This is a genomic window from Cupriavidus sp. SZY C1 (assembly GCF_032190535.1).
Classification (GTDB): Bacteria; Pseudomonadota; Gammaproteobacteria; order Burkholderiales; family Burkholderiaceae; genus Cupriavidus; species Cupriavidus pauculus_C.
In genome coordinates this window covers 1-17,406 of the sequence record NZ_JAUANU010000019.1, presented here as the reverse complement: position 1 = coordinate 17,406, position 17,406 = coordinate 1, and the positions used below count along the sequence as shown (strand labels likewise).

16 protein-coding genes are annotated in these 17,406 nt (G+C 66.2%); 15 read left to right on the top strand and 1 reads right to left on the bottom strand.

Features of this window, described 5'->3' with window-relative positions; translation table 11 throughout:
• The first annotated feature begins 72 nt into the window (after nt 1-72).
• Genes ccoN through QTN24_RS23080 form a run of 7 tightly spaced genes read left to right on the top strand, consistent with a single transcriptional unit; the run spans nt 73 to nt 5,369 of the window.
• The gene (gene ccoN / locus QTN24_RS23110) at nt 73-1,521 is read left to right on the top strand and encodes a cytochrome-c oxidase, cbb3-type subunit I (protein WP_313840005.1); all 1,449 of its coding nucleotides are present in this window, start codon (nt 73-75) and stop codon (nt 1,519-1,521) included.
• A 19-nt stretch (nt 1,522-1,540) separates the two neighbouring features.
• Complete coding sequence (ccoO, locus tag QTN24_RS23105) at nt 1,541-2,236, top strand: cytochrome-c oxidase, cbb3-type subunit II (RefSeq protein WP_313840004.1); 696 nt, start codon at nt 1,541-1,543, stop codon at nt 2,234-2,236.
• Nucleotides 2,237-2,240: 4 nt separating this feature from the next.
• Nucleotides 2,241-2,399 (top strand): cbb3-type cytochrome oxidase subunit 3, encoded by a 159-nt coding sequence (locus tag QTN24_RS23100; RefSeq protein WP_124684033.1) that lies wholly within the window; start codon nt 2,241-2,243, stop codon nt 2,397-2,399.
• Nucleotides 2,400-2,404: 5 nt separating this feature from the next.
• The gene (ccoP, locus tag QTN24_RS23095) at nt 2,405-3,322 is read left to right on the top strand and encodes a cytochrome-c oxidase, cbb3-type subunit III (protein WP_124684034.1); all 918 of its coding nucleotides are present in this window, start codon (nt 2,405-2,407) and stop codon (nt 3,320-3,322) included.
• 59 nt (nt 3,323-3,381) lie between these two features.
• A complete protein-coding gene (ccoG, locus tag QTN24_RS23090; protein WP_313840003.1) occupies nt 3,382-4,872 on the top strand; it encodes a cytochrome c oxidase accessory protein CcoG in 1,491 nt (496 codons plus the stop codon).
• A 45-nt stretch (nt 4,873-4,917) separates the two neighbouring features.
• Nucleotides 4,918-5,127 (top strand): hypothetical protein, encoded by a 210-nt coding sequence (locus QTN24_RS23085; RefSeq protein WP_124684036.1) that lies wholly within the window; start codon nt 4,918-4,920, stop codon nt 5,125-5,127.
• Complete coding sequence (locus QTN24_RS23080; protein ID WP_124684037.1) at nt 5,124-5,369, top strand: hypothetical protein; 246 nt, start codon at nt 5,124-5,126, stop codon at nt 5,367-5,369. The genes QTN24_RS23085 and QTN24_RS23080 overlap by 4 nt, the downstream gene beginning before the upstream one ends.
• An 84-nt stretch (nt 5,370-5,453) precedes the next feature.
• Here the strand turns inward: QTN24_RS23080 and fnr are convergent, their stop codons facing one another.
• Nucleotides 5,454-6,179: a fumarate/nitrate reduction transcriptional regulator Fnr gene (gene fnr / locus QTN24_RS23075; RefSeq protein ID WP_124684038.1), complete on the bottom strand. Its 726-nt coding sequence runs from the start codon at nt 6,177-6,179 to the stop codon at nt 5,454-5,456.
• 83 nt (nt 6,180-6,262) lie between these two features.
• Between fnr and QTN24_RS23070 the strand changes: the two genes are divergently transcribed.
• The 8 genes from QTN24_RS23070 to truB all read left to right on the top strand — a co-directional run bounded on the left by QTN24_RS23070 (nt 6,263) and on the right by truB (nt 17,160).
• Nucleotides 6,263-7,030 carry a sulfite exporter TauE/SafE family protein gene (locus QTN24_RS23070; protein ID WP_409559076.1) on the top strand — a complete coding sequence of 256 codons (768 nt, stop codon included), beginning with the start codon at nt 6,263-6,265 and terminating at the stop codon, nt 7,028-7,030.
• A gap of 546 nt (nt 7,031-7,576) precedes the next feature.
• A complete protein-coding gene (gene scpB / locus QTN24_RS23065) occupies nt 7,577-8,482 on the top strand; it encodes an SMC-Scp complex subunit ScpB (RefSeq protein WP_313840001.1) in 906 nt (301 codons plus the stop codon).
• A gap of 28 nt (nt 8,483-8,510) precedes the next feature.
• Entirely contained in the window at nt 8,511-10,406 is a 1,896-nt protein-coding gene (gene rluB, locus QTN24_RS23060; RefSeq protein WP_313840000.1) for a 23S rRNA pseudouridine(2605) synthase RluB, read from the top strand.
• A 329-nt stretch (nt 10,407-10,735) separates the two neighbouring features.
• Nucleotides 10,736-11,224, top strand: a complete 489-nt coding sequence (gene rimP / locus QTN24_RS23055) for a ribosome maturation factor RimP (RefSeq protein WP_124684042.1) — start codon at nt 10,736-10,738, stop codon at nt 11,222-11,224.
• Nucleotides 11,221-12,696 carry a transcription termination factor NusA gene (gene nusA / locus QTN24_RS23050; protein WP_124684043.1) on the top strand — a complete coding sequence of 492 codons (1,476 nt, stop codon included), beginning with the start codon at nt 11,221-11,223 and terminating at the stop codon, nt 12,694-12,696. Before rimP ends, nusA begins: the two co-directional genes overlap by 4 nt.
• A gap of 86 nt (nt 12,697-12,782) precedes the next feature.
• A complete protein-coding gene (gene infB / locus QTN24_RS23045) occupies nt 12,783-15,725 on the top strand; it encodes a translation initiation factor IF-2 (RefSeq protein ID WP_124684044.1) in 2,943 nt (980 codons plus the stop codon).
• 63 nt (nt 15,726-15,788) lie between these two features.
• Complete coding sequence (gene rbfA / locus QTN24_RS23040) at nt 15,789-16,160, top strand: 30S ribosome-binding factor RbfA (protein ID WP_124684045.1); 372 nt, start codon at nt 15,789-15,791, stop codon at nt 16,158-16,160.
• A 61-nt stretch (nt 16,161-16,221) separates the two neighbouring features.
• Entirely contained in the window at nt 16,222-17,160 is a 939-nt protein-coding gene (gene truB, locus QTN24_RS23035; protein WP_313839999.1) for a tRNA pseudouridine(55) synthase TruB, read from the top strand.
• The last annotated feature ends 246 nt before the right edge of the window (nt 17,161-17,406 follow it).

Below are 17,406 nucleotides of genomic sequence, written 5' to 3'. Positions count from 1 at the left end.
ACGCGGCAGCGGTCGCGTTTTTCTAAAGTCACACAGTCAATAGGTTTATTCTTACTTAGCTTGGGGGTCTGAATGGCTGTCACCACCGCGTCTCCACGCGCCGACACCTTCAATTACGGCGTCGTGCGGCAGTTTGCCGTCATGACCGTTGTCTGGGGTATTGTCGGCATGGCCGTAGGCGTTCTGCTTGCGGCGCAACTGATCTGGCCGGAACTGAATTTCAATACGCCGTGGCTGTCGTTCGGCCGCCTGCGACCGCTGCATACCAATGCGGTCATTTTCGCCTTTGGCGGCAGCGCGCTGTTTGCCACGTCGTACTACGTGGTGCAGCGCACCAGCCAGGCGCGCCTGTTCTGCGGGCCACTGGCCGCCTTCACGTTCTGGGGCTGGCAGATCGTCATCGTGGCCGCCGCGATCACGCTGCCGCTCGGCATCACCACCTCCAAGGAGTATGCGGAGCTGGAATGGCCGATCGACATCCTGATCACGCTGGTCTGGGTGGCCTACGCCATCGTCTTTTTCGGGACGATTGTCAAGCGCAAGACCCGCCACATCTACGTGGCCAACTGGTTCTTCGGCGCGTACATCCTCACCATCGCCATCCTGCATATCGTCAACAACATCGAGATGCCGGCGTCGCTGTGGAAGTCCTACTCGGCCTACGCGGGCGTGCAGGACGCGATGATCCAGTGGTGGTATGGCCATAACGCGGTGGGCTTCTTCCTGACCACGAGCTTCCTGGGGATGATGTACTACTTCATCCCGAAGCAGGCCGAGCGCCCGATCTACTCCTACCGCCTGTCGATCGTCCACTTCTGGGCGCTGAACTTCACCTACATGTGGGCGGGCCCGCACCACCTGCAGTACACAGCGCTGCCCGACTGGGCACAGTCGCTCGGCATGGTGTTCTCGCTGATCCTGCTCGCGCCGTCGTGGGGCGGGATGATCAACGGGATCATGACGATGTCCGGCGCCTGGCACAAACTGCGCACTGATCCGATTCTCAAGTTCCTGGTGGTGGCGCTGTCGTTCTACGGCATGGCGACATTCGAAGGCTCGATGATGTCGATCAAGACCGTGAATGCGCTGTCGCACTACACGGACTGGACGATCGGCCACGTCCACTCGGGCGCGCTGGGCTGGGTCGCGATGATCTCGATCGGCTCGCTGTACTACCTGATCCCGCGCCTGTTCGGCGAAAAGCAGATGTACAGCACGCGCCTGATCGAGCTGCACTTCTGGGTGGCGACGATCGGCGTGGTGCTCTACATCGCGTCGATGTGGATTGCCGGCGTGATGGAAGGGCTGATGTGGCGCGCCACGCAGCCGGACGGCACGCTGACCTATGCGTTCGTGGAAGCCGTGAAGGCCAAGTATCCGTTCTACCTGATCCGACTGCTGGGCGGCCTGTGCTTCCTGGGTGGCATGTTCATCATGGCCTACAACGTGTTCCGCACCATCGCCGGCAAGCCGGCCGTGGATGCGCCGATCCCGGCCAGCCTGCCGGCTTCCGCCCACTGACACGCCGAGGACGCAAACAATGTCTCAGAATCAAGGTTTCTTCAGGCACGAGACGCTGGAGAAGAACGTCGGCTGGCTGATCGTCGCCACGATCATCGTGGTCAGCATTGCCGGCCTGGTGCAGATCGTGCCGCTGTTCTTCCAGCACTCCACGACCCAGCCCGACCAGGGCATCACGCCATACTCGCCGCTGCGGCTGATGGGGCGCGACATCTACATCCGCGAAGGCTGCGTGGGCTGCCACTCGCAGCAGGTGCGCACGCTGCAGGCCGAAACGGAGCGGTACGGCCACTTCTCGACGGCCGGCGAATCGGTGTACGACCACCCGTTCCTGTGGGGCTCCAAGCGGACCGGCCCGGACCTGGCGCGGGTGGGCGGGCGCTATTCGGACGACTGGCAGCGCATCCACCTGCGCAGCCCGCGTGACGTGGTGCCGGAATCGGTCATGCCGTCCTACCCGTGGCTGGAAAAGACGCCGCTGGCGACCGATTCGATCCAGGCGCGCATGAAGGCGCTGCAGCGCCTGGGCGTGCCCTATACCGATGCCGAGATTGCCGGCGCTCCGGAGGAGCTTGCCGGCAAGACCGAAGAGGACGCCATGGTCGCGTACCTGCAGGGCCTCGGCTTGAATCGCCGCAATGTCCGGCTGGACACGGCGCCCGTGCCCGCCACGGCTGAGACGGCGGCCGAAGCCGCCGCGCCAGCCAAGGAGTAATGCCATGGTGATCGTTACCGCAATTGCCACCGTGCTGTCGATGCTGACGTTCCTGGGCATCTGCTGGTGGGCGTGGTCGGCTGGCCGCCGGGCGGCCAACGACGAATCGGCGATGCTGCCGTTCGCCTTGCCCGATGAGAACAACCCTACAAGCCGGACCTAGTCACCATGAGCGATTTCATTTCCGATTTCTGGAGTTACTACATCGCGGCCATTGCGCTGATCGGTATCGCCTGGTGCGTGTGGCTGCTGTTCTCGCAGCGCAAGATGCCCAAGGGCGTCAGCACGACCGACGATACCGGCCACGTCTGGGACAACGACCTGCGCGAGCTGAACAACCCGCTGCCGCGCTGGTGGATGTGGATGTTCCTGCTGGCCTGCATCTTCAGCCTGGGCTACCTGATCCTGTATCCGGGGCTCGGCTCGTACGCGGGCGTACTCAAGTTCTCGTCGCAGGATGAGCTTGCCGCGCACCGGCAGGCCGCCGAGAAGATGCAGAACGAGATCTACGCCAAGTACCTGAAGATGGACGTCAAGCAGGTGGCGGCGGACCCCGATGCGCGGGAAATCGGCCAGCGGCTGTTCCTGAACTATTGCGCGCAGTGCCATGGATCGGACGCGCGCGGCAGCCGGGGTTTTCCGAACCTGACCGATGACGACTGGCTCTATGGCGGCGAGCCCGAGACGATCCAGCAGACGATCGCCAAGGGCCGCAATGGCGTGATGCCGCCGTTTGCCGGCGCCATTGATGGCAAGCAGGCCGGCGATACCGCGCAGTACGTGCGGTCGCTGTCGGGGCTGACATACGACCCGATCCGGGCCTCGCGCGGCGAGAGCACGTTCAAGTCGACCTGCGTGGCCTGCCATGGCGGGAGCGGCAAGGGCAACCAGGCCCTGGGCGCGCCCAACCTGTCGGACAAGGTGTGGCTGTACGGCAGTTCGGAAGGTGCGATCGTCGATGCCATTCTCAAGGGCCACAACGGCCATATGCCGGCCCACGAGGAAATCCTGACGCCCGAACGCATCCGCATGCTGACGGCCTATGTCTGGGGCCTGTCGAATTCGGCAGCACCGGCAGGACAATGACAAACCGCGCCCCGGAGGCCCGCCGGCGAGGCAGGCCCCGGGGGCAAGAGGGCTGAACCATGAACGCGCCCCTGGAATCTCCCCCCACACGCGAGGCTGGCGAGACGGCCACCTGGCGACCCGCGCCGCCATCCAGGACGGCGGCCGATGCCACCGAGGAAGCGCTCTACGAAGTCCGGCGCAAGATCTACCCGCGCTCGATCACGGGTGCCTTCTCAAGCTGGCGTGTCTGGCTGGTCATCCTGACCCAACTGGTCTACTACGGCACCCCCTGGCTGCAATGGAACGACCGCCAGGCCGTGCTATTCGACCTCGGCGCCCGCAAGTTCTACATCTTCGGCCTCGTGCTATGGCCACAGGACGTGATCTACCTGGCCGTGCTGCTAGTGATCTCGGCACTGTCGCTGTTCCTGTTCACGGCGTTAGCGGGGCGATTGTTCTGCGGTTACGCCTGCCCGCAAACGGTCTACACCGAAATCTTCATGTGGATCGAGCGCCGGGTGGAAGGCGACCGGATCGCGCGCATCCGGCTGGACGGCGATCCATGGAGCCTCCGCAAGCTGCGGATCAAGGCCACCAAGCACGCGTTGTGGATCGTCATCGCGCTGTGGACCGGCTTCACGTTCATCGGCTATTTCGCGCCGATCCGCGAGTTGGGCGGAGAAGTCCTGCACTGGACGCTCGGGCCCTGGCAGGCGTTCTGGATGCTGTTCTACGCCTTTGCCACGTGGGGCAACGCGGGCTTCATGCGCGAACAGGTCTGCAAGTACATGTGTCCGTACGCGCGGTTCCAGAGCGTGATGGTCGACCGCGATACCTACGTGGTCACCTACGACGTCGGGCGCGGCGAGCCGCGCGGCAGCCGTTCGCGCAAGGCCGACCACCATGCGGCGGGACTTGGCGACTGCGTCAACTGCAGCATCTGCGTGCAGGTGTGCCCAACCGGCATCGACATCCGCGATGGCCTGCAGTACGAGTGCATCGGCTGCGGGGCCTGCATCGACGCGTGCGACCAGGTCATGGACAAGATGGATTACCCGCGCGGGCTGATCCGGTACACGTCCGAGAACGCCATGCGCCAGAAGCTGTCGCCGACGGCGGCGCGCAAGCGGCTGCTGCGTCCGCGCACCATCGTCTATACGCTGATCTGGCTGGCGCTGAGCGCCGGTTTCATCGCCTCGCTGGCGATGCGGACGCCGCTGAAGGTCGACATCATCCGCGACCGCGGCGCGCTGGGGCGCGAAGTCGAAGGCCGCTGGATCGAGAATGTGTACCGGCTGCAGCTCATCAATGCGACCGAAGCGCCGATGAAGATCCGCGTGCAGGCCAACAGCGCGGAAATGCAGGACCTGACTGTCGAGTACGACCAGGGCGCGGAAGGGCTGGCGCCGACGTCGAACCGCCTGCTGCCGATCCGGATTCGCGTGCCGATCGAGGATGCGAAGGAGGGCACGCACAAGATCGAGGTGACCGTCACGGCCGAGACCGGCACCGATCGCGACGTACGAATTCGGCAAAGTACGAGTTTCATCGTCCCGCGCAATCTGTGACGCTGTGGCGGAAGCGCTGGGCGAATGGCCAAACTGGAGAGCGAAATGAACCCGAACCCCGCAAAACCCTGGTACAGGGAACCCTGGCCATGGATTCTGATGAGTGGCCCGCTGCTGGCAATGATCGGTTGCGGCGTCACGATCTGGCTGGCCAATGGCCATGCCGACATTCCCGTCGCCGACGCCGCCCGTCACGGACTGGTGGTCGAGAAAGTCGGGTCCGCGCCAACCGAACCGCCGGCGAGGCGCCCATGAGACTCCGCTGGCTGATGTGGGTGCTGTGGCCGGCGTTTCTGATGGGCGGCGCGGCCACGGCAGTCGTGTTCTCGGTTGTGGATCCTGGTGACCTGAGCTTCTTCGGCCACCCGGTGGAGGCGTCGCGGCAAGCGGTTTACACAGTGGGATTCCTGGTGGCGTGGCTGTTCTGCGCGCTCTCCAGCGGACTTACGCTGTACACGATGCCGGTAAAGCTGAGCGATACCGATGAACTCGAATAGCGCAGTCGAACAAAAAGGCCGCTCCGGATTTGCTCCGACGCGGCCTTTGTCGTGATACGGGGCGGGCGGCAGGTGCCGCGGGCCTCAGCAGGATCGGCTGTACACCTGCTTGATAGCGGCCATGTCGATCAGCTTGACGTGCCGTTGGCGGATCTGGATCAGGCCGGCTTCGGCGAATCGCGAGAACAGCCGGCTGACCGTTTCCAGTTTCAGGCCAAGGTAGCTGCCGATTTCCTCGCGGCTCATGCGCAGCACGAACTCGGTGGAGGAGTAGCCGCGCGCGGAGAGTCGCTCGGACATGTTGACGAGGAACGCGGCCAGCCGCTCTTCGGCACGCATCGAGCCGAGCGTGATCAGCATGACCTGGTCCTGCGAGATTTCCTTGCTCATCAGCCGCAGGAACTGGCCTTGCAGCGAGGGCAGGTGGCCCGACAGCGCTTGCAGTTCGTCATACCGGACGACGCAGACTTCGGTGTCCTCAAGCGCCGTCGCATCGGAAGCGTGCTGCATCTCGCCGAGACCGTCGAGGCCGATGACTTCGCCAGGCAGATGAAAGCCGGTGATCTGCGTGCGGCCGTCTTCCATCGTGACGTGCGTCTTCAGCGTGCCGAAGCGGATGGCATACACGGCGCTGAGCGGTTCGCCCATGCGGTACAGCGTTTCGCCCTTGTGAACTCGCACACGTTCCTGCACGAGCGTGTCCATCTTCACGAGGTCCTGTTGCGACATGCCCACCGGCAGGCAAAGTTGACCCATTGCACACGTGGAACAACGGGGCGACATCTCGGTGACGGGGATGGAAGTCAACAATTGAGTGCTCGTATGAATGCGCTTGCAGCGAGGGCGCGATGCAGGCATTTTACAGCGTCGAGTGACGCAGAAGCGAGGAACAGTTGCCATTTGGTGTGCTTTTAAGCGTTTTTCTGATGGCCTTGCTCGGTGGCATGCATTGCGCTGCAATGTGTGGAGGAATTGCTATTGCTGCGGAGCAAAAACGGCCGAGCAGTGCAACGATTTTCGTACACCGTTCACGAAATCAATGGTGGGCCGAACTCTGCGTCATGCACGCCGGGCGCATCACCACCTACATGCTGCTGGGCGCGGCGTTGGGCGCCTTCGGTGCGACGGTGTGGCGGCAGGACTATCTGCCTTTGCAGCGATGGCTCTATGCGCTGGGCAGCCTGATGCTGGTGCTGACGGGCGTCTGGCTGCTGCGCGGTCGCGTGATCGGGATGGAATGGATCGAGCGAACGGCTGCGAAGGCAGCGGCACCGGTAGGGCGGCTTGCGGGCTGGTTGTCGGTCGGTCTGCCCGCCGGCTTGCGTCCATCGCAGCGGGCCACGCCGATGCTGCGCCGCTACGGCATGGGTCTCGCCTGGGGATTGGTCCCATGCGGCATGGTCTATGGCGCACTCGCGCTGGCGCTGCTGGCCGGCAACGCTGCATCCGGCGCGTTGGTGATGGGGGCCTTCGGGCTAGGCACGCTGCCGAATCTGCTGGTCATGTCGGGTATGTCCGGATACCTGCGGCAGTGGTCGCGCAAACGGGGGGTGAGGGTCGCTTCTGCCGCGCTGGTCATCGGTTTCGGGGTGCTGGGCGTGGCCCGGGCGGTATGGCTGCCTGAGACGCTGGCGCAACATGGTTTTTGCGTGGTGTTCTGAATCGGCCACAAGGCCGGGTTGCGGGCGGGACCGGGAATGCCATACAATCGCCAGAACCACGGTATCGCGCCGCGCCATGTTTCTGGCGTCGCCGGACCGCTGTCCCGATCTGGGGCGCGTGTCCAGGTTTCCGGCCACTCCGGTGCACCGGCAACGTCTCTACAGTCCATCCGGTTCAAAAGATCTGGTTAAAAGGCCGGCGACGGTTGGGAAGGTGGCGCCGGCCAGGGCGATGTTGCCCGAGCCGATATCGGTATTTTCTTGCCGTCTTGGCCATCCGGTGGCCCAGGCGAATGTCCGCCCCGAAGGGAGAAGGCGCGACGCAAGAGGTCCGTCGACTGGAGAAGCTGGCCAGCCCCGGACGATCTCCTGCCGGACCGACCCGGCAATTCGATGCAAGGAATGATGTGCACGGCTGCGCTGCATTAGGCGGGCGAGCTGGCTGCGCGATGAGATGGCGATGGCTCTGGCCTCGCTGTATCTGCAATCTCCAGTGCCCCGGGACTCGTCCGGGGGCAGGTGCAAAGACAGGCTGCACGCAATCACATGAATACCCAAGAGGCGAAGATCGTCCTCGAGACCGCGCTGATCTGCGCGCAGGAGCCGCTGCGCGTTGGCGATCTGCGGCGGCTGTTTGCCGACGACGTCGGCGCCGACACCATCCGGGTGTTGCTGGAACAGCTCCGGCAGGACTGGCAGCAGCGCGGGGTCGAGCTCGTTGCGCTGGCCAGTGGATGGCGGTTCCAGAGCCGTCCGGAGATGCGCGAATTCCTGGACCGGCTGAACCCGGAAAAACCGCCCAAGTACTCCCGCGCGGTGATGGAAACCCTGGCCATCATCGCGTACCGCCAGCCGGTAACGCGGGGCGACATCGAGGAAATCCGCGGCGTCACGGTCAGCACCGACGTGGTCAAAAAGCTTGAGGACCGCGGCTGGATCGAGGTCATCGGCCATCGCGACGTGCCGGGCCGCCCGGCGCTCTATGCGACGACCAAGGCGTTCCTGGACGACCTGGGGCTCCGCTCGCTGGACGAGTTGCCGCCGCTGGAGGACGCCCAGGCTCAGGCCCAGGCCAACCTGCTGGACCAGCAGGCGATCGATTTCGAGGAAATCGCCACGGCCAACCCGCCGGCCAGCGATGAAGAAGCATTCGCCGCGCCCGTCGCCGATCCGGCGGCTGCCGCAACGGCCGGGCCGGAGCCCGTGACCGAAGCCGAAGCCGAGGCCGAGGCCGAGGCCGGACCGGTGGCAGACGCCGCCGACGAGGCGGATAGCGATACCAGCGTCGCCCTGCAGCCCGAGGAGGATGGGCAGGACGATGCGCCGGTGGCACATGCCAACGGCTACCACGTGGACACCGGGGCCGCCGTAGCGCAGACCCCCGAGCGTTCGGAACCGGCTGGCGAGGACTCGCCATTCCCGGCCGAAGACGACGAGCGCGTGTCCAACTGAACAACATGCAACATCGATAGTGAATACTTTGTCTGATTCCGCTGAGCAAGACGTCCGCCGCCCGGACGTGCCGGGCGATACCGGCGCAGCCCCCGATACGGGCAACGACGCCGACGGCGCGCCGCGCCGCAAGGGGCTGCGTCGCGGTCTGCGCAACCTGGTGGCCTCGCGCCGCCAGGCCGGGCAGGACCGGGACGCAGGCCGTTCGGAGGCTGACGCCGCCGCGCCGGCCGATGCCAACGCCGCCCAGCCCGCCGCACCGCGCGGCCGTGGTCGCCGCAAGCCCGCGGCGACGGCCGAAGCCGGTGCGCCGGACGCCGCCCAGAGCGATGCTGGCGAGAGCCAGCCGGCCCAGCCGGCGGGTCAGGGCCAGCGCAAGCGCCGCCAGCAGCCGCAACGCAAGGCCGCCCTGGTCGATGGCGACAGCAAGCCGGCCGCCGAGCAGCCCGGCAAGCGCAATCGCAACGGCCAGCGCAAGAACCAGGCTGGCGCAGGCCGCCAGGGTGCGGCAGGCGGTGGCGCGCGGGGCGAACCGCGCCAGGGCGACAAGCCTGCCAGGCCGGCCGGCAAGGGCGCCTCGGCCAAGCCCGCGGCGGGCGGCGAGGACGTGTTCCGCTTCGTGATTTCCGAGCAGTACGACGAGGAAGAGACGATCGTGCCGCGCACCAAGGCCAAGCCGGTGCGCGAGCTGACGTCCGACGACGACGCGCCCAAGCTGCACAAGGTGCTGGCCGAAGGTGGCCTGGGATCCCGCCGGGAGATGGAAGAGCTGATCCTGCAGGGCCGCGTGTCGGTGAACGGGCTGCCGGCCCACATCGGCCAGCGCATCCTGCCGACGGACCAGGTCCGCGTGAATGGCAAGCTGATCCACCGCAAGGTGTCGACCAAGCCGCCGCGCGTGCTGCTGTACCACAAGCCGTCCGGCGAAATCGTCAGCCAGTCGGACCCGGAAGGCCGTCCGACCGTGTTCGACAACCTGCCGCGCATCAAGAATGGCAAGTGGGTGGCCGTGGGCCGGCTGGACTTCAACACCGAAGGGCTGCTGATCTTCACGACGTCGGGCGATATCGCCAACCGCTTCATGCATCCGCGCTACGGCGTCGAGCGTGAATATGCGGTGCGGACGCTGGGCGAACTGGCCGAGGCCGACCGCCAGCGCCTGCTGCACGGCATCCAGCTCGACGACGGCGAGGCTAACTTCCTGCGGATCGCCGACGGTGGCGGGGAGGGCGTGAACCAGTGGTACCACGTCGCCCTGACCGAGGGCCGGAACCGCGAAGTGCGCCGGATGTTCGAGGCGGTCGGCCTGACCGTGTCGCGCCTGATCCGCACGCGCTACGGCCAGTTCCTGCTGCCGCGCGGCCTGAAGCGTGGCCGCTGGCAGGAGCTGGAAGGCACGGAAGTGCGCACGCTGATGGCCAATATCGGCCTCAAGGCGCCGGCCAAGGCCGAGCAGTCCGGTGGCAAGGGCGCGACCAAGGTGGGCGGGCGCAAGCAGCGCACGGAAGCGGCCATCGCCGGCATGCCGATGCACACGGGCATGGACGGCTTGCCGCGCTTCGAGAAGGCCGGGGGCAACCGTGGCGGCAATAGCGCCGGACGCGGCCAGCCCGACCCGATGCAGACGTCGATGGGCTACATTCCGTCGGGGCCGGCGCCGCTGACGTCGCATACGACCAAGTTCGGCGGCGGCATGGGCGGCGGTGGCGGCATGCGTGGCGCTGGCGGCGGCAAGGCAGGCGGTGCCGGTGGCGGACGCGGCGGTCGCAACGGCAACCTGGGCAATCCTGGCGCCGGCGGCAACCGTCCGCGCCGGGGTGGTGGCGAGGTCAACGGCAATGTGATGCCCAAGGCCGCCAAGGCTGGTGGCGGCAATCGCCGGCCGCGCGGCGGCGGCGGTGGTGGCCGCGGCGGTCACCGCTGACAGATCGCGGGCCGGTTCGGATACCCCGTCCCGGCCCGAATCTGGCGCGAATGCCATTCGCTTTTGCCTTTTAGCCGGCATCCGCGTATAATCAAAGTCTATTCAAAAGTATCATCCTCGGCGAGGATGGGCGAATGATGGGCATTGCGCCCATTTTTTTTTTGGTTCGCCCGTTTGTGCTTGCGACTGGACAACGTCACCCGGTGTGGCGCGTCCGGGCCGCGGATGATGGGGCAGGCAGGGCTTACAGGTCGTTTCGGAACCTCGATTTCAGAACGTTGTGTTGTCCGAAGTCTGCCAAGTATTGAAAGCCACTATTCGGGATTACAGTGCATCTGGCAGATTTGATCGAAACCACCCTTACCGGCATGGGCTACGAGCTGGTTGATCTTGAGCGAGCCCCCGCCGGACTTCTGCGTGTCTACATCGATCAGCCTGAAACCGGCATCGTCATCGAGGATTGCGAAAAAGTCAGCCGACAGCTCACGCACGTGCTGATGGTCGAGAACGTCGACTACGAGCGCCTCGAGGTTTCGTCGCCCGGCCTGGACCGTCCGCTCAAGAAGCTGGCCGACTTTGCGCGTTTCGCAGGCGAAGAAGCCCGCGTCACGCTGCGTCTGCCGGTCAATGGCCAGAAGAATTTCGTCGGCATCCTGCGCGAACCCGCGGGCGAGGCCGGGGCCGAGAAGATCGGCCTGGAATTCGAGGGCAAGGATGGCCCGGCACTGCTGGAATTCGCCATATCCGATGTCGACAAGGCACGCCTCGTGCCGGTAATCGACTTCAAGGGAAATCAAAGAAAAGGGAACAAGCAATGAGCCGCGAAGTTCTGTTGCTCGTCGATGCGCTAGCGCGCGAGAAGAACGTCGACAAGGATGTGGTGTTCGGTGCGCTGGAGGCAGCTCTGGCCTCGGCCACCAAGAAGCGCTTCGAGGAGGACGTGGATATCCGCGTCCATATCGACCGTGAATCCGGTGAGCACGAAACGTTCCGCCGCTGGCTTGTGGTCCCCGATGAACAGGGCCTGCAGGAGCCGGACAAGCAGATCCTGCTGTTCGAAGCCCGCGAGCAGAGCGCCGACATCCAGCTCGACGACTTCATCGAAGAGCAGATCGAATCGGTCGAATTCGGCCGGATCGGCGCCCAGGCCGCCAAGCAGGTGATTTTGCAGCGCATCCGCGACGCCGAGCGCGAGCAGATCCTGAACGATTACCTGGACCGCGGCGAGAAGATCATGACCGGCACGGTCAAGCGCGCCGACAAGAAGGGCCTGATCGTCGAATCGGGCCGGGTCGAGGCGCTGCTGGCCCGTGACCAGATCATCCCGAAGGAAAACCTGCGCACGGGCGACCGCGTGCGGGCGTATATCCTGAACGTGGACCGCGCCGCGCGCGGCCCGCAGATCGAACTGTCGCGCACCGCGCCGGATTTCCTGATCAAGCTCTTCGAGAACGAAGTGCCGGAGATGGAACAGGGCCTGCTGGAGATCAAGGCGGCCGCCCGCGACCCGGGCGTGCGGGCCAAGATCGCCGTGGTGGCGCATGACAAGCGTATCGACCCGATTGGCACCTGCGTGGGCGTGCGTGGCACGCGCGTCACCGCCGTGCGCAACGAGATTGGCGGCGAGGCCGTGGACATCGTGCTGTGGTCGGAAGACCCGGCGCAGTTCGTGATCGGCGCGCTGGCCCCGGCGCAGGTCCAGTCGATCGTGGTCGACGAAGAGAAGCACAGCATGGATGTGGTGGTCGACGAGGAAAACCTCGCCGTCGCCATCGGTCGCAGCGGTCAGAACGTACGCCTGGCGTCGGAGCTGACCGGCTGGCAGATCAACATCATGACGCAGGAAGAGTCCGCGCAGAAGCAGGCCGAGGAAAGCGAGCAGGTACGCAAGCTGTTCATGGCCAAGCTGGACGTGGACGAGGAAGTGGCGGACATCCTGATCGAGGAAGGCTTCTCCACGCTGGAAGAAGTGGCCTACGTGCCCATCAGTGAGATGATGGAAATCGAGGCGTTCGACGAGGACACCGTCAACGAGCTGCGCAACCGCGCCCGCGATGCGCTGCTGACGATGGAACTGGCCCGGGAAGAAAAGGTGGAAGAGGTGTCGCAGGACCTGCGATCCCTGGACGGCCTGAACCCGGAGCTGATCGGCAAGCTGGCCGAAGGCAATATCCACACGCGCGACGACCTGGCCGAACTGGCCGTGGACGAACTGGTCGAGATGGCCGGTGTGAGCGAGGATGACGCCCGCACGCTGATCATGAAGGCACGGGAACATTGGTTTAACTGAGGGACACGTCCGGGCCCACGCGGCCCGGACGCGCTTTCCGCATACGAATTGTCCCGACGTAGAAACCGAGCATTGAAAGGGTTTGAATGGCAAGCACAACAGTTGCCCAACTGGCCGCAGAACTGAGCCGCAGCCCTGCTGCACTGCTGGAACAATTGCAGGCAGCTGGGGTGGGCAAGGCAAAGCCTGAAGACATCATTACCGAATCGGACAAGACCCGGCTGCTGGAGCATCTCAAGCGGTCGCACGGTCAATCCGATGACAGCGCACGCAAGAAGATCACGTTGACCAAGCGCGAAACGTCCGAGATCCGCCAGTCGGATTCCACGGGCAAGACCCGCACGGTGCAGGTCGAGGTGCGCAAGAAGCGCGTGCTGATCAAGCGCGACGAAGTCGAATCGCACGATGACGGCGCCGATGCCCACGCCGCTGCCGACGCCGAGGCCGCCGAACAGGCGCGCCGCGACGACGAACAGCGCCGCCAGCAGGCCGAGGCCCTGGCCCGCCAGGAAGCCGAGGCCCAGGCCGCCCGCGAGGCCGCCGAGCGCGAGGAAGCCGAGCGCCGCGCCAGGCAGGAAGCCCTGGAGGCCGAACAGCGCCGCCAGGCCGAACTGCTGGCCGAGAAGGCCGCCGAGGAAGCCGCCGCCGAGCGCGCAGCCACCGAGGCCGCCGAGGAAACCGCGCGCCAGAAGGCCGAGGAAGACAAGGCCCGTCTGGCCGCCGAGCGCCAGCAGGCGCAGAAGAACGCCGACGACGCCAAGGCTGCCGCCGACAAGGCCCGCGCCGAGCAGGACAGCGCCAAGGCCGCCGCCGATAAGGCGCGCGCCGAACAGGACGCTGCCGCCCGCCGCCGCCGCGAGGCTGCCGAAGCCGAAGCCCGTGCGATCCAGCAGATGCTGAACGCCCCGGCCCGCGTGCTGAAGGCGCCGTCGGAGCGCAAGGCCGAGGAGAAGAAGGCCGAGCAGACCGGCACGCTGCACAAGCCGGTGAAGCCGGCCGGCGCGACCACGGAAGCCAAGAAGGACGAGAAGAAGACCACCACGGCGCCTGCCGCGACCACCACTACCACCACGGCCGACAAGAAGGGCGGCAAGGGTGCGAAGGGCGGCTGGCAGGACGACAACCGCGGCGGCAAGAAGGGCGGCGGTCTGAAGACGCGCGGCGATTCGTCGGGCGGCACCGGCGGCTGGCGCAGTGGCCCGCGTGGCCGCGGCGGCAAGCAGCACGCCGACGACGGCCGCAGCAACTTCCAGGCGCCGACCGAGCCGGTGGTGCGTGAAGTGCACGTGCCGGAAACCGTCTCCGTGGCCGACCTGGCGCACAAGATGGCCGTCAAGGCGTCCGAGGTCATCAAGCAGATGATGAAGCTCGGCCAGATGGTGACGATCAACCAGGTGCTGGACCAGGAAACCGCCATGATCGTGGTGGAGGAAATGGGCCACAAGGCGTTCGCCGCCAAGCTGGACGATCCGGAAGCGCTGCTGGTGGTGGACGGCGAGGACCATGCCGACGCCGAGCTGCTGCCGCGTCCGCCGGTGGTGACCGTGATGGGTCACGTCGACCACGGCAAGACGTCGCTGCTGGATTACATCCGCCGCACCAAGGTTGCAGCGGGCGAAGCCGGTGGCATTACGCAGCACATCGGCGCGTACCACGTGGAAACGGACCGTGGCGTGATCACGTTCCTGGACACCCCGGGTCACGAGGCCTTCACGGCCATGCGTGCCCGCGGCGCCAAGGCCACCGACATCGTCATCCTGGTGGTGGCGGCCGACGACGGCGTGATGCCGCAGACCAAGGAAGCCATCGCGCACGCCAAGGCTGCCGGTGTGCCGATCGTCGTGGCCATCACCAAGGTCGACAAGCCCGAAGCCAACCCGGACCGCGTCAAGCAGGAACTGGTGGCCGAGCAGGTGGTGCCGGAAGAATACGGCGGCGATTCGCCGTTCGTGCCGGTGTCCGCCAAGACCGGTGCCGGCATCGATGACCTGCTGGAGCAGGTGTCGCTGCAGGCCGAAGTGCTGGAACTGAAGGCGCCGGTCGATGCGCCGGCCAAGGGTCTCGTCGTGGAAGCCCAGCTCGACAAGGGCAAGGGCCCGATCGCGACGATCCTGGTCAGCAGCGGCACGCTCAAGCGTGGCGACGTCGTGCTGGCTGGCAGTGCCTACGGCCGCGTGCGCGCCATGCTGGACGAGAACGGCAAGCCGGCGAAGGAAGCCGGCCCGTCGATCCCGGTGGAAATCCAGGGTCTGTCGGAAGTGCCCGCCGCCGGCGAGGAAGTGCTGGTGCTGCCGGACGAGCGCAAGGCGCGCGAAATCGCGCTGTTCCGCCAGGGCAAGTTCCGCGACGTGAAGCTGGCCAAGCAGCAGGCGGCCAAGCTGGAAACGATGCTGGAGCAGATGGCCGAAGGCGAAGTCCAGTCGCTGCCGCTGATCGTCAAGGCCGACGTGCAGGGTTCGCAGGAAGCGCTGGTGCAGTCGCTGCAGAAGCTGTCGACCGCCGAAGTGCGCGTGCAGATCGTGCATGGCGGCGTGGGTGGCATCTCGGAATCGGACGTCAACCTGGCGACCGCTTCGAAGGCTGTCATCATCGGCTTCAACGTGCGTGCCGACGCCGGCGCGCGCAAGCTGGCCGAGCACAACGGCATCGACATCCGCTACTACAACATCATCTACGACGCCGTGGACGAGGTGAAGGCGGCGATGTCGGGCATGCTGGCGCCCGAGAAGCGCGAGACGACGATCGGCCAGGTGGAAGTCCGCCAGGTCTTCCGCGTGCCGAAGGTTGGCGCCGTGGCCGGCTGTATGGTCACCGACGGCCTGGTCAAGCGGACGTCGCTGGTCCGCGTGCTGCGCAACAACGTGGTGATCCACGACGGCGAACTGGACTCGCTCAAGCGGTTCAAGGACGACGTCAAGGAAGTCAAGCAGGGCTTCGAGTGCGGTCTGTCGATCAAGAACTTCAACGACGTTCAGGAAGGCGACCAGCTCGAGGTGTACGAAATCACCGAGGTGGCGCGTACGCTGTAAGGCGATACGCAAAGACGGCAGGCTCCGGCCTGCCGTTTTCACATCGGCAAAGCAAAAGTTTGCATGGCCAAGAAAGGCAATATCTCTTCCCGTAACCTGCGCCTGTCTGACCAGATCCAGAAGGAACTGGCCGGCATGATCCAGCGCGAGATCCGCGATCCGCGGCTGGGGCTGGTGACGCTGCAGTCGGTGGCGCTGACGCCGGACTACGCGCACGCCAAGGTCTACTTCACGGTGCTGGGCGCCGAGCCCGAGGTGGCGGCCGCCATCCTCAAGGAAAAGGCCGGCTACCTGCACTCGCTGCTGTTCAAGCGGCTGCACATCCATACCGTGCCGACGCTGCATTTCCACCACGACACGTCGGTGGAGCATGCCATCGAGATGTCGAAGCTGATCAACGAAGCGAATTCGACGCGCGCCAAGGACGACGAGTAAGTCCGGCGTTCCCCTGCGAGCCGGCCCGGAGCCGGCGCCGCAACCCTCTTTTCCCTCCGCAATGACCGATTCCCAAGCCAACCGTCCGCCCCGGCTGCCGCGCCGGGACGTGCATGGGGTGCTGCTGCTGGACAAGCCGCTGGGCCTGTCGTCCAACGACGCGCTGGTGCGCGCCAAGCGCCTGCTGCGCGCCAACAAGGCGGGGCATACCGGCACGCTCGATCCGCTGGCCACGGGCCTGCTGCCGCTCTGCTTTGGCGAGGCGACGAAGTTCTCGCAGGACCTGCTCGACGCCGACAAGACCTACGAAGCCCAGGTGCGCCTGGGCGCCACCACGACCACCGGCGACGCCGAGGGCGAGATCGTGGCCGAGCGTCCGGTGACCTGCGACCGCGCGGCGCTGGACGCCGCCGTGGCGCGCTTTACCGGCGAGATCGAACAGGTGCCGCCGATGTACTCGGCGCTGAAGAAGGACGGCCGGCCGCTCTACGAATACGCGCGCGCCGGCCAGACCGTCGAACGCGCCGCGCGGCGGGTGACGATCCATGCGATCACGCTGCTCGACGTCGATCTGGCGAATTTACGATTCACGATGCGCGTGACGTGCAGCAAGGGCACGTATATCCGGACGCTGGCCGAGGACATCGGCGAGGCGCTGGGCTGCGGCGCGCACCTGACGGCGCTGCGCCGGACCGGCGTGGGCGACCTGACGCTCGATGGCGCCGTGACGCTGGAGCAGATCGACGCCCAGCCCGACGAGGCCCGGCCCGCGCTGCTGGCGCCCGTGGACGCGCTGCTGCAACGCTGCCCGCCCGTGCACCTGGACGCCGCCGCGACGGCGCGCTTCCTGCAAGGCCAGCGCATCGCGCGCCGCGACCTGCCGGAGGCCGAAGTGCCCGAAGACGGTACGCTGGCGCGCGTCTATACGGAAGGCAAGCTGCTGGGCGTGGCGCGCATGCGCGAGGGAGCCCTGCGGCCCGAACGGCTGGTGAAGATCTGAGTGTTCGAAACCTGGCGGCGATTCACTCGACCGTCTGGTTTCTCCCCTCTCCCGCACGGCGGGAGAGGGGCCGGGGGTGAGGGCAGGGCGGCTCTGGTTGCTGACCGTGTCGGCAATGGCACTGCTGGGGGGGGCCCCCCCCCCCCCCCCCCCCCCCCCCGCCGGGGGGGGGGGCCCCCCCCCCCCCCGCCCCCCCCCCCCCCCCCCCCCCGCCCCCCCCCCCCCCCCCCCCCCCCCCCCCCCCCC

Bases quoted from the DNA above. Each gene is read 5' to 3' on its own strand.
- ccoN (WP_313840005.1), top strand. From the start codon at position 73: ATGGCTGTCACCACCGCGTCTCCACGCGCCGACACCTTCAATTACGGC.
- ccoO (WP_313840004.1), top strand. From the start codon at position 1,541: ATGTCTCAGAATCAAGGTTTCTTCAGGCACGAGACGCTGGAGAAGAAC.
- QTN24_RS23100 (WP_124684033.1), top strand. From the start codon at position 2,241: ATGGTGATCGTTACCGCAATTGCCACCGTGCTGTCGATGCTGACGTTC.
- ccoP (WP_124684034.1), top strand. From the start codon at position 2,405: ATGAGCGATTTCATTTCCGATTTCTGGAGTTACTACATCGCGGCCATT.
- ccoG (WP_313840003.1), top strand. From the start codon at position 3,382: ATGAACGCGCCCCTGGAATCTCCCCCCACACGCGAGGCTGGCGAGACG.
- QTN24_RS23085 (WP_124684036.1), top strand. From the start codon at position 4,918: ATGAACCCGAACCCCGCAAAACCCTGGTACAGGGAACCCTGGCCATGG.
- QTN24_RS23080 (WP_124684037.1), top strand. From the start codon at position 5,124: ATGAGACTCCGCTGGCTGATGTGGGTGCTGTGGCCGGCGTTTCTGATG.
- scpB (WP_313840001.1), top strand. From the start codon at position 7,577: ATGAATACCCAAGAGGCGAAGATCGTCCTCGAGACCGCGCTGATCTGC.
- nusA (WP_124684043.1), top strand. From the start codon at position 11,221: ATGAGCCGCGAAGTTCTGTTGCTCGTCGATGCGCTAGCGCGCGAGAAG.
- infB (WP_124684044.1), top strand. From the start codon at position 12,783: ATGGCAAGCACAACAGTTGCCCAACTGGCCGCAGAACTGAGCCGCAGC.
- rbfA (WP_124684045.1), top strand. From the start codon at position 15,789: ATGGCCAAGAAAGGCAATATCTCTTCCCGTAACCTGCGCCTGTCTGAC.
- truB (WP_313839999.1), top strand. From the start codon at position 16,222: ATGACCGATTCCCAAGCCAACCGTCCGCCCCGGCTGCCGCGCCGGGAC.